14 protein-coding genes are annotated in these 15,086 nt (G+C 44.9%); 2 read left to right on the forward strand and 12 right to left on the reverse strand.

Annotated features, from left to right (window positions below):
- Positions 1-76: 76 nt before the first annotated feature.
- The 9 genes from KIO97_RS02230 to nrfB all read right to left on the reverse strand — a co-directional run bounded on the left by KIO97_RS02230 (position 77) and on the right by nrfB (position 7,794).
- Entirely contained in the window at positions 77-1,339 is a 1,263-nt protein-coding gene (locus KIO97_RS02230) for an imelysin family protein (protein ID WP_285380798.1), read from the reverse strand.
- A gap of 176 nt (positions 1,340-1,515) precedes the next feature.
- Positions 1,516-2,163 carry a GTP cyclohydrolase II gene (gene ribA / locus KIO97_RS02235; RefSeq protein ID WP_012128311.1) on the reverse strand — a complete coding sequence of 216 codons (648 nt, stop codon included), beginning with the start codon at positions 2,161-2,163 and terminating at the stop codon, positions 1,516-1,518.
- Positions 2,164-2,388: 225 nt separating this feature from the next.
- Entirely contained in the window at positions 2,389-2,565 is a 177-nt protein-coding gene (locus KIO97_RS02240; RefSeq protein ID WP_005430632.1) for a hypothetical protein, read from the reverse strand.
- A gap of 145 nt (positions 2,566-2,710) precedes the next feature.
- Positions 2,711-3,121, reverse strand: coding sequence for a cytochrome c-type biogenesis protein CcmH (locus tag KIO97_RS02245; RefSeq protein WP_285380800.1), 411 nt, complete (start codon positions 3,119-3,121; stop codon positions 2,711-2,713).
- Entirely contained in the window at positions 3,108-3,641 is a 534-nt protein-coding gene (locus tag KIO97_RS02250; RefSeq protein WP_285380802.1) for a DsbE family thiol:disulfide interchange protein, read from the reverse strand. Before KIO97_RS02250 ends, KIO97_RS02245 begins: the two co-directional genes overlap by 14 nt.
- Entirely contained in the window at positions 3,619-5,526 is a 1,908-nt protein-coding gene (locus tag KIO97_RS02255) for a heme lyase CcmF/NrfE family subunit (RefSeq protein ID WP_285380803.1), read from the reverse strand. The genes KIO97_RS02250 and KIO97_RS02255 overlap by 23 nt, the downstream gene beginning before the upstream one ends.
- Positions 5,527-5,535: 9 nt before the next feature.
- Complete coding sequence (gene nrfD / locus KIO97_RS02260) at positions 5,536-6,507, reverse strand: cytochrome c nitrite reductase subunit NrfD (protein WP_285380805.1); 972 nt, start codon at positions 6,505-6,507, stop codon at positions 5,536-5,538.
- Positions 6,504-7,190 (reverse strand): cytochrome c nitrite reductase Fe-S protein, encoded by a 687-nt coding sequence (gene nrfC / locus KIO97_RS02265; protein ID WP_285380806.1) that lies wholly within the window; start codon positions 7,188-7,190, stop codon positions 6,504-6,506. Before nrfC ends, nrfD begins: the two co-directional genes overlap by 4 nt.
- Position 7,191: 1 nt before the next feature.
- Positions 7,192-7,794 carry a cytochrome c nitrite reductase pentaheme subunit gene (gene nrfB / locus KIO97_RS02270; protein WP_285380807.1) on the reverse strand — a complete coding sequence of 201 codons (603 nt, stop codon included), beginning with the start codon at positions 7,792-7,794 and terminating at the stop codon, positions 7,192-7,194.
- Between the two features lie 450 nt (positions 7,795-8,244).
- On the opposite strand from nrfB, the gene nrfA reads away from it, so the two are divergent.
- Positions 8,245-9,672, forward strand: coding sequence for an ammonia-forming nitrite reductase cytochrome c552 subunit (gene nrfA / locus KIO97_RS02275; protein ID WP_285380809.1), 1,428 nt, complete (start codon positions 8,245-8,247; stop codon positions 9,670-9,672).
- 89 nt (positions 9,673-9,761) lie between these two features.
- On the opposite strand, the gene KIO97_RS02280 is transcribed toward nrfA, so the two are convergent.
- The 3 genes from KIO97_RS02280 to gyrA form a co-directional block, all read right to left on the reverse strand.
- Positions 9,762-10,316 (reverse strand): hypothetical protein, encoded by a 555-nt coding sequence (locus KIO97_RS02280; RefSeq protein ID WP_285380811.1) that lies wholly within the window; start codon positions 10,314-10,316, stop codon positions 9,762-9,764.
- A 42-nt stretch (positions 10,317-10,358) separates the two neighbouring features.
- Positions 10,359-10,982 carry a cytochrome c gene (locus tag KIO97_RS02285; RefSeq protein ID WP_050909038.1) on the reverse strand — a complete coding sequence of 208 codons (624 nt, stop codon included), beginning with the start codon at positions 10,980-10,982 and terminating at the stop codon, positions 10,359-10,361.
- 121 nt (positions 10,983-11,103) lie between these two features.
- Positions 11,104-13,743, reverse strand: coding sequence for a DNA gyrase subunit A (gene gyrA / locus KIO97_RS02290; RefSeq protein ID WP_005430650.1), 2,640 nt, complete (start codon positions 13,741-13,743; stop codon positions 11,104-11,106).
- Between the two features lie 309 nt (positions 13,744-14,052).
- Here gyrA and ubiG point away from each other — a divergent pair, with 309 nt between their 5' ends.
- On the forward strand, positions 14,053-14,760 hold the full coding sequence (gene ubiG, locus KIO97_RS02295; RefSeq protein WP_045421443.1) for a bifunctional 2-polyprenyl-6-hydroxyphenol methylase/3-demethylubiquinol 3-O-methyltransferase UbiG: 708 nt from the start codon (positions 14,053-14,055) through the stop codon (positions 14,758-14,760).
- Positions 14,761-15,086: the final 326 nt, after the last annotated feature.

Here is a 15,086-nt window from a genome sequence, read left to right on the forward strand (position 1 = left end):
TACAACAAGGGTGATAACAACGAGCTCAAACGTTAAAAGGGCTCACAAAGAGCCCTTATTTATTATGGTTTTCTTATTAGAACTCGTGGTCAGCAGTATCTGGGCTTAGGCTGTCGATACCGACAATGTTCGCCGCACGCTCAATAGCACCAGTTTGTGCTACCAGTGACATGATAGTGTCGTTAACTAGTGCGTTACCTTGCGCGTTACCCGCCGCAATTAGCTGGTCGAAATGCTGGTTGCTCTTCTCTGCTGAAGTCACTAGCTCACCGACTTGGCTACGTGTTGTATCAAACTGCTTTTGAATCTCTTCCGCTGCTTTCTTGTCTTTTTGAGCTACAAGGTCAGCAATACTTGGGCCAGACAGTTCTTTACCGCTTACGCCTTTGTAGGTACCGGTGTAAACGTTGTAGATGCCTTGCTCATTGTAGTAGTGAGAGTTGTGCGTGTTGTCTGAGAAACAATCGTGCTCATCTTCTGTAGAGTTCGCTTCTAGTGCTACTTTCATACGTTCACCCGCTAGCTCACCTAGAGAAAGAGAACCCATACCAAATAGCATCTTACGCAAACCGTTATCCGCTGAGTCATTTAGTAGCTCTTCACGGTAGTTACCTTTCACGTCTGCAGACCACTGCTTTTCCATCCACTCTAGGTCTTGAACCAGTAGATCGGCTGCCGCTTTCAGGTACTCACCACGACGGTCACAGTGACCATTCGTACACTCAGAACCGACAACGAAGTCTGTATAGGCGCGCTGACCTGCACCTGCGTTTGTGCCGTTAAGATCTTGACCCCAAAGCAAGAATTCAATTGCGTGGTAACCAGAGGCTACGTTTGCCTCAGAGCCGCCCACTTCATTCAAGTCTGCAATGAGCTCTGGCGTAATTTTTGAAACATCGAGCTTAGAAGCACCAATCTGTAAGCTAGTGTTTGCTACGATGTTTGCAGCCGCACCTTCGTTACCTAGTTCGTATTGGTAATCAGCCGCTACGTAGTCGATCAGACCTTCATCAAGTGGCCACGCGTTTAACTGGCCTTCCCAATCGTCAACAATCGCGTTACCAAAACGGAAAACTTCAGACTGTTGGTAAGGTACGCGAGAATCTAGCCAAGCTTGTTTTACTTCTTCAAGCTTCTTCGCTGATGGCGATTTTAGGAATTCGTCAATTTTTACGTCGAGCGTTTGAGCAGTCGTTAAAGAATCGGCAAACACAGCGTGCGCCACGTCTGCATAATGTTCGACAACTTGTTGTTTAGTTACTGTAGCAGCAACCGTAGAACCACTGGCAATGAGAAGTGATGCAGCAATAGATTGGACTAAAACTGTTTTTGCATTCATCTGAAGCATCCTTGTTGAGCATTTTAATTATCGTATTAGTAGTGCTAATTATTCTTATTTGCACTTTTAGTCCCGAGATAATACAAATTTACAATTTATTTGCAACTCCAGATACAAAAAAGGCCTCATAAAAATGAGGCTTTTAGAATGTTTTATTGTCAGTTTTGTCTTTAGGGTTAAACCTTTAGGTGATGTTTCCCGTGAGAAACTTTCGCCTTAAGATAGCTTTCGTTACCATCTTTGATGTGGGCAGACGTATTGACAACTTCTGAGATTTCAATCCCGTATTCCGACAGCTCGCGAATTTTCTTAGGGTTATTTGTCACAAGGCGGATCTTATTCACACCCAATGCTTCTAACATTTGCGCCGCTTCCGTGAAATCACGTAGGTCGTCGTCGAAGCCCAAATGATTGTTTGCTTCGTACGTGTTCATGCCTTGGCTTTGTAAACGGTACGCGTCGATCTTGTTGTAAAGCCCGATACCACGGCCTTCCTGACGAAGATAAAGGATAATGCCGCCAGACTCGCCCATGCGGTTGATGGTCTCTTCTAATTGTTCGCCGCAGTCACAGCGTGAAGAGTGGAAAACATCGCCAGTCAAACACTCAGAGTGCATACGAACTAAAGGCATTTCCTGTGTCTGGTCCGCTTGTTTGAAGATAATCGCAACATGCTCTTTATCTGTCTTTAGACCATGGAAAGACAGGATTTCGGCATCAATGTTACTTTTTGCCCCGACTTTAAAATCTACTCTGGCTCGTACTTCCGCCATATCTACACTCACTCGATTTATTGCTTGATGCATTTTCGTTATCGCATTCATGGGATTGCTCTCATTTGCTCTTCAACTATGGGGATTGATACCGCATTTTTCAATGTTGAGATCACAACGAGCCCTATTCTTATTGTGACAAGCTGGAAATCCTAGAAGATGAAACCCGCTGGCCGACTCTACAATTGTTATAATATAACATTTAAAACTAACTACAATAAAAAACCCCAGACAAATTTGCCTGGGGTTTCGAATGCGTCGATAAAGCGTTTGATTTTAATGCGTTTGACTGCGCTTCCATACGGCAAGCTCAATCCAAACGGCTTCGAGTTCTTGAATTTCCTCGTCGGTTAAAACGGCGAGAGTCGAAGTGACTTGTGGCAGCTTCGGTGACTGGAACGCACGAATCTGCGAATAAAAGTCCTTTTTTAATTGCGATATAACTGAATCCACTGCGTACACCTATTCGTTCTTTATTACTTCTCCAGCTCAATTTTTATGGTCTGATATTCACTGAAGCCTTCATAAATTCGGGAAAATGATAACATTCTGCTTGTTATGTGCACAATTTATTTCTAATAGTGGAATAGTGGTCACATTAATTACGCTTTACCATTCGGATCGAATATAAGAAAAAAAAGATCAAAAATAGCAGCGGAAAGATCCACAGTAGCGCAGTGGAATAATTAAATGGCGGCTGATATAGAACAATATTCCCATAACGAGCAACGAGATAGTCCTTTATTTCTTGGTTTGAACTGCCCTCATTCGCCATCGTATACACCTTTAAACGCAGGTCTTTTGCCGCCTGTGCGTTGGATTCAACCAAGTTTTGGTTCTGGCATTGCGGACAGCGTAAAGTCTTGGCTAGCGAGGTTGCGCGCTGTTGCACTTCAATAGAATGAAACTCAAACAGATCAACATTCTGTTGTAAATCTCCCGCCTTTGTAAGCGGAGAAAATAACAAAAACACCATTAAACTCAAGAGAAGATGATTAAATCGAAACATTCAAATATCCTGAAAATATATCGTTCCATTTGTCTGCTGTTAACTCCCCACGATATTTGATCAACACACGACCATTTTGATCAATCAAGTAGGTTTCAGGTGTTCCAATCACACCAAGTTCAACAGCGAGCTTTCCATTTGGATCACTGAACACTTCAATATATGGATTTCGTTTGGAGCTCAAATATTCGCGTGCAGCTTGTTTTTGGTCTCTGTAATTAAGTCCAACGATAGGTACACCGAGTTCTGATAGCTGCAATAGCTCCTCGTGCTCTCGTTTGCATACTCCGCACCAAGATGCCCAAACATTCAATAATTTATATCCGTCACTTTTGAGTAACTGTTGCGAAATCATCTCACCAGACATCAAAGATTCTGAACTAAAATTAGGAACCTCTAAATTTCGCTGTTGGGACAATTCTACATTTGGTCGCTCAGATAACCCAATCGCGGTCACAGCCGAAAACACAGCGACGGCCGCAACGAGACCTGCGAGTTTAAGCGAATTTCTCGATCTCATGGATAGCTTCTCTCCTTCTCTTTACACCTATCATTAGCGCACCAAACACTGCTAATAATCCGCCTGACCATATCCACCAAATACCGGCACGGTACTGAACCTTGATTGCATAAGCATGGGTTTCCACTTTATCACCCAATGTAACGTAGTAATCACCATGCCATAATGAACGAATCGCAGGCTCCCTCATGTTCATTACCCGTACAGGATAGTGGCGCTTTTCCGGTTTGAAATTGAGGGCACTCCCATCTTCCAAGCGTAAGGTGACTTGCCCTTGCTCAGAGGTGTAGTTAGGACCTAATAGCCACTCGATACCATGATAATCGATGGTGATCCCCGCCCTATGGAGCGAGCTACCGGGCTCAACGCGTAAATTATATTCATAAGAGTAGTGGCTGTTGAGCACAGCCCCGCTTGCTGCCAATGCAAAACCGATATGAGCGAGCGTCATCGGCATCAATTGACTCTTTCTTTCACTGCGACATAGCATGACTAAATGTACCGCGGCAACCCAAGTCGCTAATGCAATCATCAGTAACACTTCAACATGCAGCACGTCTACTGCGAGCACAAATCCGATGCAAGAGACTGTAGATACCGTAATACTAATCAGAACGTCTCGGTAAGCACATGAACTGGTCCCCTTCATCCACTTCAATGTGGGCATAAAAGCAAGAGCCACAAGAGCCAATACACTCACCGGAAAGATGAGACTATTAAAGTACGGCGCCCCGACCGAAATGTTGCCCAACCCAAGTAACTGATAAACCATTGGGTAGAAAGTACCAAGGAAAACAATGGCTGTTGCAATAACGAGCAAGCCAATAGCGATGTATGCGGTATAAGCTCGACTGACTAAAGATTGAAGTTTGAAACGGGAAAGTTGTTCTCCTCGCAAAATCAATACGCCAAAAGTGATGATGACAAGCAGGCTCAACACGCCAAGTAATACCAAACCTTTAGTCGGATCAACCGCAAACGCATGCACTGAAGTCAGCACACCAGAGCGCACTACAAATGTCCCTAAAATGCTTAGGCTGAACGTAGCAAACGCTAGTGCATAGGTGCTCCAAATTGCGCCTCTGTTACGTGTTGCGACAACACCGCTGTGCAACAAAGCAGTACCGGTAAGCCAAGGAAGCAAAGAAGCATTTTCGACAGGATCCCAGAACCACCAGCCGCCCCAACCGAGTTCATTGTAGGCCCACCAAGAGCCAACTAAGATCCCAACTGTGAGCATTCCCCATGCAAAAAACGCAGCGCCACGAGCAACCGTATACCAATCGCTCATCGGTTGTTTACTTAAAAGAGCCGCTAACGCAAAAGCTAATATAGCCGAGTAGCCGACATAACCTAAATAAAGCAACGGAGGATGAATGATAAGCCCAACATCCTGCAACATTGGGTTTAGATCTCGCCCTTCCGACACCAATACTTGGGCATATTCGAACGGGTTAGAGGTCATTAACGTAAACCACGCAAACGTCGCAATCAGAACGTTCATGATACCAAGACAGTCACTGGTATATTGAGCGTTAAGCGGCGACTTAAAAGCAATAAACGACGCCCAAAAACTCAAGGTGACGACCCAAAACAACATGGAGCCTTGATGTCCGCCCCAAGCGGCAGCAATTTTGAACGCCACCGGAAGTTGACTGTTGGAATGTGTCACAACATATTCCAGCGCGAAGTTGTCTTGCACAAAACAGACGATCAGAAGTATTAAACAAATGATGGAAGCTAAGCTAATGATGTGGGACATCGCGACTTGATGCGGCAATGTCGCCTTCTTACCTAGGGCGCGACGTATCCAATGTAGCAGCGATGCACAAGTGGATGTTACAGCCACCAATATCAGTAAGAAAAACCCTAGCTCAGCCTCCATTTTTCCCCCTTACACTATGGTCATTTGACCGGCATAGAGAATGAAAGTGCGCAGCATAAGTACGCCAACAAGGCTTAGCGTCGTCACCACAAAAACATAACTGCCTTTGTGGCGCACTTCTGAAGGCGTCAACCAATTGAGAGTCAAAGGCGTAATCATGCCGATGAACACTACTCCAACCCAGAACCATTGAGCCCAGAATCCACTCGAAATAGCATTCCAAGCGGCAACCTCATTCTGACCGCCACTAAAAATAAGCCCTGTAAAGAAGGTCACTAAGACAAACAGCTCGAACAATACTACTGGACGTTCAAACCCATGTACCCAAGATACACTTGGACTGCTGGTCGACTCTTTAAACACCAAGATGCCAAACATCAAACAAGCAGCAGCACCAGATGACAAACTTGAGAACAGGAACAAGATTGGCAGCACTGGGTTGTTCAACATTGGATAGGTCTTCAACGCGGACAATAAGAAGCCCGTGTAAGCAGCAAGTACGATAGCTAGGAAACCCAAGAACAATTCAATGGCGTTGTTCGTTTTCCCCGCCTTGATCAAGATGCTATCAACAAAATCCAACAGTTTGCTCGGAAGCTTTCCTTCACAGAAACTGATGATTTGATGACGGAAGACAACGCCGATCCAGACAAACAACACGATCATGTACACTTGGAACAAAATAACGCCCATCGACATCACGGAAGTCGGATTGTAGTAAATCATGATCTTCCAAAACTCGAGCGGTTTAGTTAAGTGGAAAATCAAAATTACGAGGCCGGCAATGATGCCAAACGGTGCTAGCCAAGCCATTGCTTTCATGATGCCATTGTTTGCGGGATCACCTTCAATCACTTTGCGTTTTAAATAGATAGAAATCATCACCGCACCTGCTGACATCCCAGCAAGGAATAAGTAAATCGCGATGATCCAATCCCAGACTAACGAGTCAAAGTGGAATGCACTTTCGAAGCCGTTCATGATGACACCTCCCCTTTGCTATGCGGAATTTTGTACAGTTTAGGTTGCGTACCTAAATGCGATTTATCGCGATAGACAACATGGCTTTCGATAGCTTTGCTCACCTCGCTAGTTGGGTCATTTAAATCACCAAAGATGAGTGCTTTTGTTGGGCAAGATTCCACGCAAGCTGGCTGCTTACCTTGCGCTAGATTGGTATCACGGCAGAAGTTACATTTATCCGCAGAGTGATCGACGGGATTAAAGAAGCGCACTTGGTAAGGGCAAGCAGCAAGGCAATAACCACATCCGACACATTTCTCTTTGTGTACATCCACGATGCCTGTCGCTTCATCTTTGTATGCAGCGCCTGTTGGACAAACGTACACACATGGTGGGTTATCACAGTGCTGACAGGATTCGCGAGTAAACTGGTATTCCACATCTGGGAATTCGCCAATCGGTTCACTGCGATGAATTTTAAGTCGCGTTACGCCTTCAGGAACGTTGTTCACTTCACGGCAAGCATCGGTACAAGCAGTACAGCCAATGCAGGCGTTCTCATCGTGAACCATTCCCATACGCTTTGCTTGCTCACTATCACTGGCATAAAGAGAGGAGCTAACAATGGAAGTGCCTGCAACGCCTGTGGTCAATATCAACGCGCCGCTGCCGGCGAGGAAGTTTCTTCTAGAACATTTCATGCTATCTCTCCTCTTCTTTTGCAAGTTCAGGTTCGATGGCAAACTCAGAGTGACAATCTACACACTGCTTGATCAACTGTTTTCTGTCGTAAGAGAGGGCTTTGGTTTTTGCAGCATGAACATCATGACAATTTGAGCAAGTAAGATTCTTTGCATGAACATCATGCGTCCAGTGATTTTCTCTGAGCTTGGCAGGGGCATGGCAATCCACACACTGGCTGTTGGCTTTAAGAATCATGCTTGGATCAAGGAACACTTTGTCGTGTACCTCTTTCGATTGCGCGGCAGAAAACTTAATCACATCCGGCGCACCTTCACGGTGATCAGGACCGATGTTACTGTGGCAATTGGTGCAATTAAGCTGCTTACCTTTGCTGAGTAACGTTTGCGGATCATGCGAAAGGTTCAGAGTCTCTTTGGCGTCCTTATGACATTGGAGACATTTGTAGTCTCTGTCTCGGATTAACTCGACTTGATGACGCTCAGCTTGAGCACCTTCAATCGGCTCTGAAGAAGTCGCATGGGCGGCGATGGAGAAACCATAGATGGCAAAGACGAAGAGAAATTTCAGCATTGTCTCTATGGTCAATTTTATATTGCCCATATTTTTCTTTCCTTAGCTCGACAATAATTGATAACTATTCTCAATTATTTATTTGAGCGACAATTAATTTCCTCTGAAGATATTTTCCAAATCTTCAAATGACATCAATTCTTATTTCGGAAAGCCACAACGCTAAACCTATATTTATAATACCTCTATTATCCACAAGGGGTAGAAACAACTGCCTAAAAAGCGAACTAAATCACCCTATTTTTGAAATGGTTAAATCGTAACACCTTGCTATAAAAGACATTAACCACTACCCCTTTAGAGGTATAAAAACTTAAACATGATTAAGATCACTGGTGTAAATTGATCTAAAACAAGACAAGTCCTGCTCACTATTTCATCCATTGGAATAAACAATAATATTAAATACAGATCTCCAGTTCTTATTTGGAATAGCTCCTTCACAACGCTGCTAATAAAAACGAATATGGAGATAACACCGTGAGCATAAAACACTGGATGAGCGCACCCATCGCGGTTGCGACCTTATTCGCCAGCCAATTATTTTTGGTCGGCGCTCCGTTGGCAGCAGAAGATAAAGGCCTCGTCGACCCTCGAAATGACGTCTTTGAACAGAACCACCCTGATCAATACCACTCTTGGAAAGCAACCTCTGAAAGCGAACACATTGAAGATGCCCTAAGTGAAGATCCAAACATGGTGATCTTGTGGGCAGGATACGGCTTTGCTAAAGACTACAACAAAGCGCGCGGTCACTTTTACGCACTTGACGATGTTCGCCAAACCTTACGCACTGGCGCACCGACTGATGAAAAATCTGGCCCTATGCCAATGGCCTGTTGGAGCTGTAAAAGCCCTGACGTTGCTCGCGTGATTGATGAACGTGGTGAAGACGGTTATTTCGAAGGTAAATGGGCACGATTGGGCTCAGAAACCGTCAACCCTATTGGTTGTTCTGACTGTCACGACACTCGCTCTGAAGAATTTAAGAAAGGCGAACCAGCACTGGCGGTAACTCGCCCTTATGTCGAGCGTGCTTTTGATACTATTGGTAAAAACTTTGATGAACAATCTCGCCTAGATAAGCAAGCATCGGTCTGCGCTCAATGTCACGTTGAATACTACTTCACCGGCCCGACTAAAGCGGTCAAATTCCCATGGGATATGGGCACCACCGTTAATGACATGGAGAAATACTACGACGCGTTGAATTTCAAAGATTGGACGCATGCAGTATCTAAAGCTCCGATGCTAAAAGCACAACACCCAGGTTACGAAACGTGGCGTGATGGCATCCATGGTAAAAACAAAGTGGTGTGTGTGGACTGTCATATGCCTAAAGTGACCAAAGAAGACGGCACGGTGTACACAGACCACAAAGTGGGTAACCCATTTGACCGCTTCGAAGACACTTGTGCACAATGTCATACCCAAGCCAAAGAGCAGTTACAAGGCATCGTTTCGACTCGCAAAGCGCAAGTACTGAACATGAAGCTAACCGCCGAGAAGCAAATCGTAGCAGCGCATTTTGAAGCAGGCGCAGCGTGGAAAGCGGGCGCTACAGAAGCAGAGATGGAACCTATCCTAAAAGATATTCGCCACGCACAATGGCGTTGGGACTACGCAATTGCTTCTCACGGTGTCCACATGCATGCTCCTGAGGTAGCGCTTGAAGTACTAGGTACTGCAGTTGATCGCGCCGCTGACGCTCGTACCAAGTTGGTTCGTTTACTGGCAACCAAGGGCATTACTGAACCAGTACAAATTCCAGATATCTCGACCAAAGCGAAAGCACAAGAAGCACTTGGTATGGATATGGAAAAAATGAACACAGATAAGAAACACTTCCTAGAGACTGTCGTTCCGGACTGGGATAAAGCCGCGGCCGAACGTGAAGCTACATACTGATCAGTATCGATTGCATCAAGGTTACACAGATAAAACAAAGGGCGCAGAAGGCGCCCTTTTCTTTTAATAAAGAGATAGAGAAAAATAAACTAGCGACGAGGCAGCCTCGGTCTAGGCTGAATATTTGGCCGCGTTTTAGGCATTTGCACATTAGGTCTTGCAGCAGGACGTTGGATTTGAGTCTCAGGCAGTGCTTTTCTTTGTTGCAGCTTTTCTTTCACCACTTTGTCTTGTAAAGCCGCTGGCTCAATACGTTCTGGACGATTCTCCCACTTAGTTTGGATCTCTTGCTTTTGCTCTTCAGGCAGTGATTGCCAATGATCATCAAGTTGGCGCTTCATGTTATCGATGTTGGCAGACATATCATCGTCCTTCCAATCTTCGACTTTGTCTTTGATGGACTGCTGTTGGTCTTCATCCAAGCCATTCCACCATTCTTCCAGCTTCTCTTTGTATTCGTCATCGTTGTCACAACAACCCGGATAATAGTAGATCCAGTAATCGTCATGATCGTACCACCACGGATCGTAATAACCTGAAGAATAATAAACCGAAGAGGAAGAACCAGAATGATCGGAAGAGCTACAACCCGCTAATACAGAGCCGCACAGCAAAACCAATATGCTTAGTGCCTTATTTTTCATTCGTTGCCCACCTTTCCCTCTACTGCTTATTAAATTGTACGCTTACAACAGCTCTTTTGCTTTGTTGATAGAGTTAATGATTTGCACTCTATCTAAGTTTGGATCATTAGAATCTAATAATAGTACCCAAGTATCAATGGCTTCCTGAAAGCGGAATGACAGAAAATGGTCATTTGCGATCAAAGACAAAGCTGCTTCATTATGCGGTTCTATCTGTAGAGCTTGCTCCAGAAGCAGGCTGACTTCTTGCGTCATAGATTGTTGGTGGATGTAGTATAAAGTGGTCGCCTTGGCAGCAAGTTGCGTGGCACTGACAGGTTCAGTAAGTTGGATCGCGTAATCAAAACAAATCAACGCACCATCCAACTCACCTTCTAACAGATAGCCCTGCCCTAACTGAAACCATAACTCAGCGTTGTTTGGGTCTTCACTCAGTTGATCTTGGATTTCCTGCATTATGTCGCGAGCAGTCATCATTCGAGACATTTCCGCTTGGATTGGTTGAGGCGGTGTCTGACGCAGCAATAAGAAACTTGCGCTGGTCACGACGAGTACCAACAAACAAAAGCCAAACCACTGAGCAGGTTTCACTTTTGATGCACTCAAAGACAAGAGAACAATGAACAACCCCATCAAGGAGATGGCAACAAAGAACCAAACAGACATAACGCATCCTTTCAATAAAGATAACGCCAGTGTACGCATTTCTTGTCTCGATTGCGTTGATACAGATACAAAAAAGCCGAGCGTTATGCTCGGCTTTCAAATTTAGCGATTAAGAAGAAGCTTACTCTTCTTCTGAACCTTCAGCTGCATCGTCTGCTGCTGGCGCTTCAGGAGCTTGACCTTCTGCATTCGCCTCTGTTGCTTCTGCTTCTTCGCCTTCTGGCAATTCAACTTCTTCAACTTCATCGATACGTTGTAGACCAACTACTGATTCGTCTTCAGCTGTACGGATAAGTGTCACACCTTGAGTGTTACGACCAACTTGGCTCACTTCCGCAACACGTGTACGTACTAGAGTACCAGCGTCGGTGATCATCATCATCTCGTCGCCTTCTTCTACTTGTACCGCGCCAACAACTGGACCGTTACGCTCAGAAACCTTGATAGACACAACGCCCTGAGTTGCACGACCTTTCGTTGGGTATTCCGCTAGTTCAGTACGCTTACCGTAGCCGTTTTGTGTAACCGTTAGGATATCGCCTTCGTTAGACGGAACGATTAGAGAAACAACTTGGTCTTCGTCTGCTAGTTTCATACCGCGAACACCTGCCGCTGTACGACCCATTGCACGTACTTTGTCTTCGCTGAAGCGAACCACTTTACCTGCTTTAGAGAACAGCATGATGTCGCTATCGCCGTTTGTGATATCAACACCAATTAGTGAGTCATCATCACGTAGGTTCACAGCGATTAGACCGTTTGAACGTACGTTTGCAAACTGGTTCAGTGGGGTCTTCTTAACCGTACCATCGCCAGTCGCCATGAAGATAAATTTCTCTGGTGAGAACTCATCAACAGGAAGAATTGCAGTGATACGTTCACCTTCCTCTAGAGGAAGGATGTTTACGATTGGCTTACCACGTGCAGTACGAGTTGCATGAGGCAATTGATAAACTTTCAGACGGTAAGTCTTACCACGAGTTGAGAAACACAGAATGTTATCGTGAGTATTTGCAACAAGTAGACGTTCGATGAAGTCTTCATCTTTCATCTTCGTTGCACTCTTACCTTTACCACCACGGCGCTGAGCTTCGTAGTCGCTTAGAATTTGGTACTTAACGTAACCTTCGTGAGACAGAGTTACTACTACGTCTTCACGAGCAATCAGCTCTTCCATGTCGATGTCATGGGTAGCTGCTGTGATTTCGGTACGACGAGCATCGCCGTAACCATCGCGAACTGCTTCAAGCTCTTCGCGAATCACTTCCATTAGACGCTCAGTGCTTGCAAGGATGTGCATTAGCTCTGCGATTTCATCTAGAAGTGCTTTGTATTCATCAAGAATCTTCTCGTGCTCTAGACCGGTTAGACGGTGTAGACGAAGTTCTAGAATAGCTTGTGCTTGAGTCTCAGTTAGGTAGTACAGACCATCACGGATACCGTATTGATCTTCTAGCCATTCTGGACGAGCTGCATCAGTACCAGCACGCTCAAGCATTGATGCTACGTTACCAAGATCCCAACCACGCGATACCAAGCCAACTTTTGCTTCAGCTGGTGTTGGTGCGTTTTTGATCAGCTCGATAACTTCATCGATGTTTGCAAGAGCAAGAGACAGTGCTTCAAGGATATGAGCACGTTCACGCGCTTTGCGTAGTTCGAAGATAGTACGACGAGTTACAACTTCACGACGGTGGTCAACAAAGCACTTCAACATGTCTTTTAGGTTGAATAGCTGTGGCTGGCCGTTGTTTAGCGCAACCATGTTGATACCGAAAGTCGTTTGAAGCTGAGTTTGTGCGTAAAGGTTGTTAAGAACCACTTCACCCACAGCGTCGCGCTTACATTCAATTACGATACGCATACCGTCTTTATCAGACTCGTCACGTAGCGCACTGATGCCTTCTACTTTCTTATCTTTAACTAGCTCAGCGATCTTTTCGATCAAGCGCGCTTTGTTTACCTGGTAAGGGATTTCAGTGACGATGATGGTTTCTTTACCATTCTTCTCCACTTCGATTTCCGCTTTTGAACGCATGTAGATCTTGCCGCGACCAGTTTTGTACGCGTCTACGATGCCTTTACGACCGCTGATTAGCGCTGCCGTTGGAAAATCAGGACCAGGAATGTAATCCATTAGTTCATCAATCGTGATTTCTTCATTATTGATGAATGCAAGACAGCCATCGATCACTTCGCCAAGGTTGTGCGGTGGGATGTTGGTTGCCATACCTACCGCGATACCAGAAGCACCGTTTACCAATAGGTTAGGAATTTTAGTTGGAAGAACCGCTGGGATTTGCTCCGTACCATCGTAGTTAGGTACGTAGTCCACGGTTTCTTTATCTAGGTCAGCCAGAAGTTCATGGGCAATTTTCGCCATACGTACTTCGGTATAACGCATTGCCGCAGCAGAGTCGCCATCGATCGAGCCAAAGTTACCTTGACCATCGACCAGCATGTAACGAAGTGAGAACGGCTGAGCCATACGTACGATTGTGTCGTACACAGCACTATCACCGTGTGGGTGATATTTACCGATTACGTCGCCGACAACACGGGCTGATTTTTTATATGGTTTGTTCCAATCGTTGCCTAGTACGTTCATCGCGAATAAAACGCGGCGGTGTACTGGTTTTAGGCCATCACGCACATCTGGAAGAGCACGACCCACGATTACTGACATCGCGTAGTCTAGGTATGAACCTCTAAGCTCATCTTCAATGTTTACGGGCGTGATCTCTTTAGCTAAATCGCTCATAGAGCCATTATCCCTCTATTATCTGATCGTAATTACGATACGTGTAAGGTGCAAAAATATAACACACAATTCATCAACGGGGCATCACTTTCCCACTCGTTTTATCAGGTTGTGAGCTTCGTTATGAGTTAAATGAAGAGAATTTGCACATTCATCCCATATCTTTCTGAAAACTGACTACATTTCCACCAACACCGCTCAAAAATCTCCCCTGTAGCGATTGTGAGAAAAGAAGCAGTTTTAACGTATCGTACCATTGGAGTATAATCACGCCTTCCAAAGGACTATTAGCGAAGCGATATTACTATCATGACAAAAGCACAAAACGTCGACCCAAGTGAAATTAAGAAATTCGAAGAGATGGCTTCCCGTTGGTGGGATTTAGAAGGCGAATTCAAACCACTTCACCAAATTAACCCGCTTCGCTTGAACTATGTCCTAGAGAAAGCTGACGGTGTATTTGGCAAAAAAGTGCTCGATGTTGGCTGTGGCGGCGGTATCCTCGCGGAAAGCATGGCAAAAGAAGGCGCCGTCGTTACCGGTCTAGATATGGGTAAAGAACCTCTAGAAGTCGCGCGCCTGCACGCACTAGAGACGGGTACTAAACTGACTTACATCCAAAGCACAATCGAAGACCACGCCGCTGAAAATGCTGGCACCTATGATGTGGTGACTTGTATGGAAATGCTTGAGCACGTGCCAGATCCTCTTTCTGTGATTCGTTCTTGTGCAGCGCTCGTGAAACCAGGCGGCCATGTCTTCTTCTCAACTTTAAACCGCAACATCAAATCTTACCTGTTTGCTATTGTCGGCGCAGAGAAACTGCTGAGAATCGTTCCAGAAGGCACACACGACCATGAGAAGTTCATCAAACCAGCAGAAATGATGAAGATGATTGATCAAACTGACCTAACCGAAATGGGCATCACAGGTTTGCACTACAACCCTCTTAACGACAGCTATAAGCTCGGTCGTAATGTGGATGTAAACTACATCGTTCACACTACTAAATATTGATTTTTTGGATCGCGGCGTTGTTCGTGATTAAGCAAAACTCGATATGAAATTTAAGGGAAAAGCGGTAGCACATGAGCGCCGCTTTTTTTGTCAATTTCTGTAGAAAAAAAGTGCTCTAGATTCCATTTTGACCAATCTATTTTTAACAAACAAAAACTGTCAAAGATCAAGGAAAATATTTTTACATGCGGTTATTTATGAACCGATCTGAAAAACGTAATTTTCCCCATTCAAGTCAGCCCTTTTCTCATCGGTTAGTGTCCACTTACTGATTTTTTTAATTTTGTTAGTTATCCACAAGTCATCCCAAATCTGTACCTTGAAAA

Source organism: Vibrio sp. B181a (genome assembly GCF_030248375.1).
Taxonomy (GTDB): Bacteria; Pseudomonadota; Gammaproteobacteria; order Enterobacterales; family Vibrionaceae; genus Vibrio; species Vibrio campbellii.

Coding starts and splice junctions, on each gene's coding strand:
- KIO97_RS02230 (WP_285380798.1), bottom strand. CDS start 1,339: ATGAATGCAAAAACAGTTTTAGTCCAATCTATTGCTGCATCACTTCTC.
- ribA (WP_012128311.1), bottom strand. CDS start 2,163: ATGAATGCGATAACGAAAATGCATCAAGCAATAAATCGAGTGAGTGTA.
- KIO97_RS02245 (WP_285380800.1), bottom strand. CDS start 3,121: ATGTTTCGATTTAATCATCTTCTCTTGAGTTTAATGGTGTTTTTGTTA.
- KIO97_RS02250 (WP_285380802.1), bottom strand. CDS start 3,641: ATGAGATCGAGAAATTCGCTTAAACTCGCAGGTCTCGTTGCGGCCGTC.
- KIO97_RS02255 (WP_285380803.1), bottom strand. CDS start 5,526: ATGGAGGCTGAGCTAGGGTTTTTCTTACTGATATTGGTGGCTGTAACA.
- nrfD (WP_285380805.1), bottom strand. CDS start 6,507: ATGAACGGCTTCGAAAGTGCATTCCACTTTGACTCGTTAGTCTGGGAT.
- nrfC (WP_285380806.1), bottom strand. CDS start 7,190: ATGAAATGTTCTAGAAGAAACTTCCTCGCCGGCAGCGGCGCGTTGATA.
- nrfB (WP_285380807.1), bottom strand. CDS start 7,794: ATGGGCAATATAAAATTGACCATAGAGACAATGCTGAAATTTCTCTTC.
- KIO97_RS02280 (WP_285380811.1), bottom strand. CDS start 10,316: ATGAAAAATAAGGCACTAAGCATATTGGTTTTGCTGTGCGGCTCTGTA.
- KIO97_RS02285 (WP_050909038.1), bottom strand. CDS start 10,982: ATGTCTGTTTGGTTCTTTGTTGCCATCTCCTTGATGGGGTTGTTCATT.
- gyrA (WP_005430650.1), bottom strand. CDS start 13,743: ATGAGCGATTTAGCTAAAGAGATCACGCCCGTAAACATTGAAGATGAG.
- ubiG (WP_045421443.1), top strand. CDS start 14,053: ATGACAAAAGCACAAAACGTCGACCCAAGTGAAATTAAGAAATTCGAA.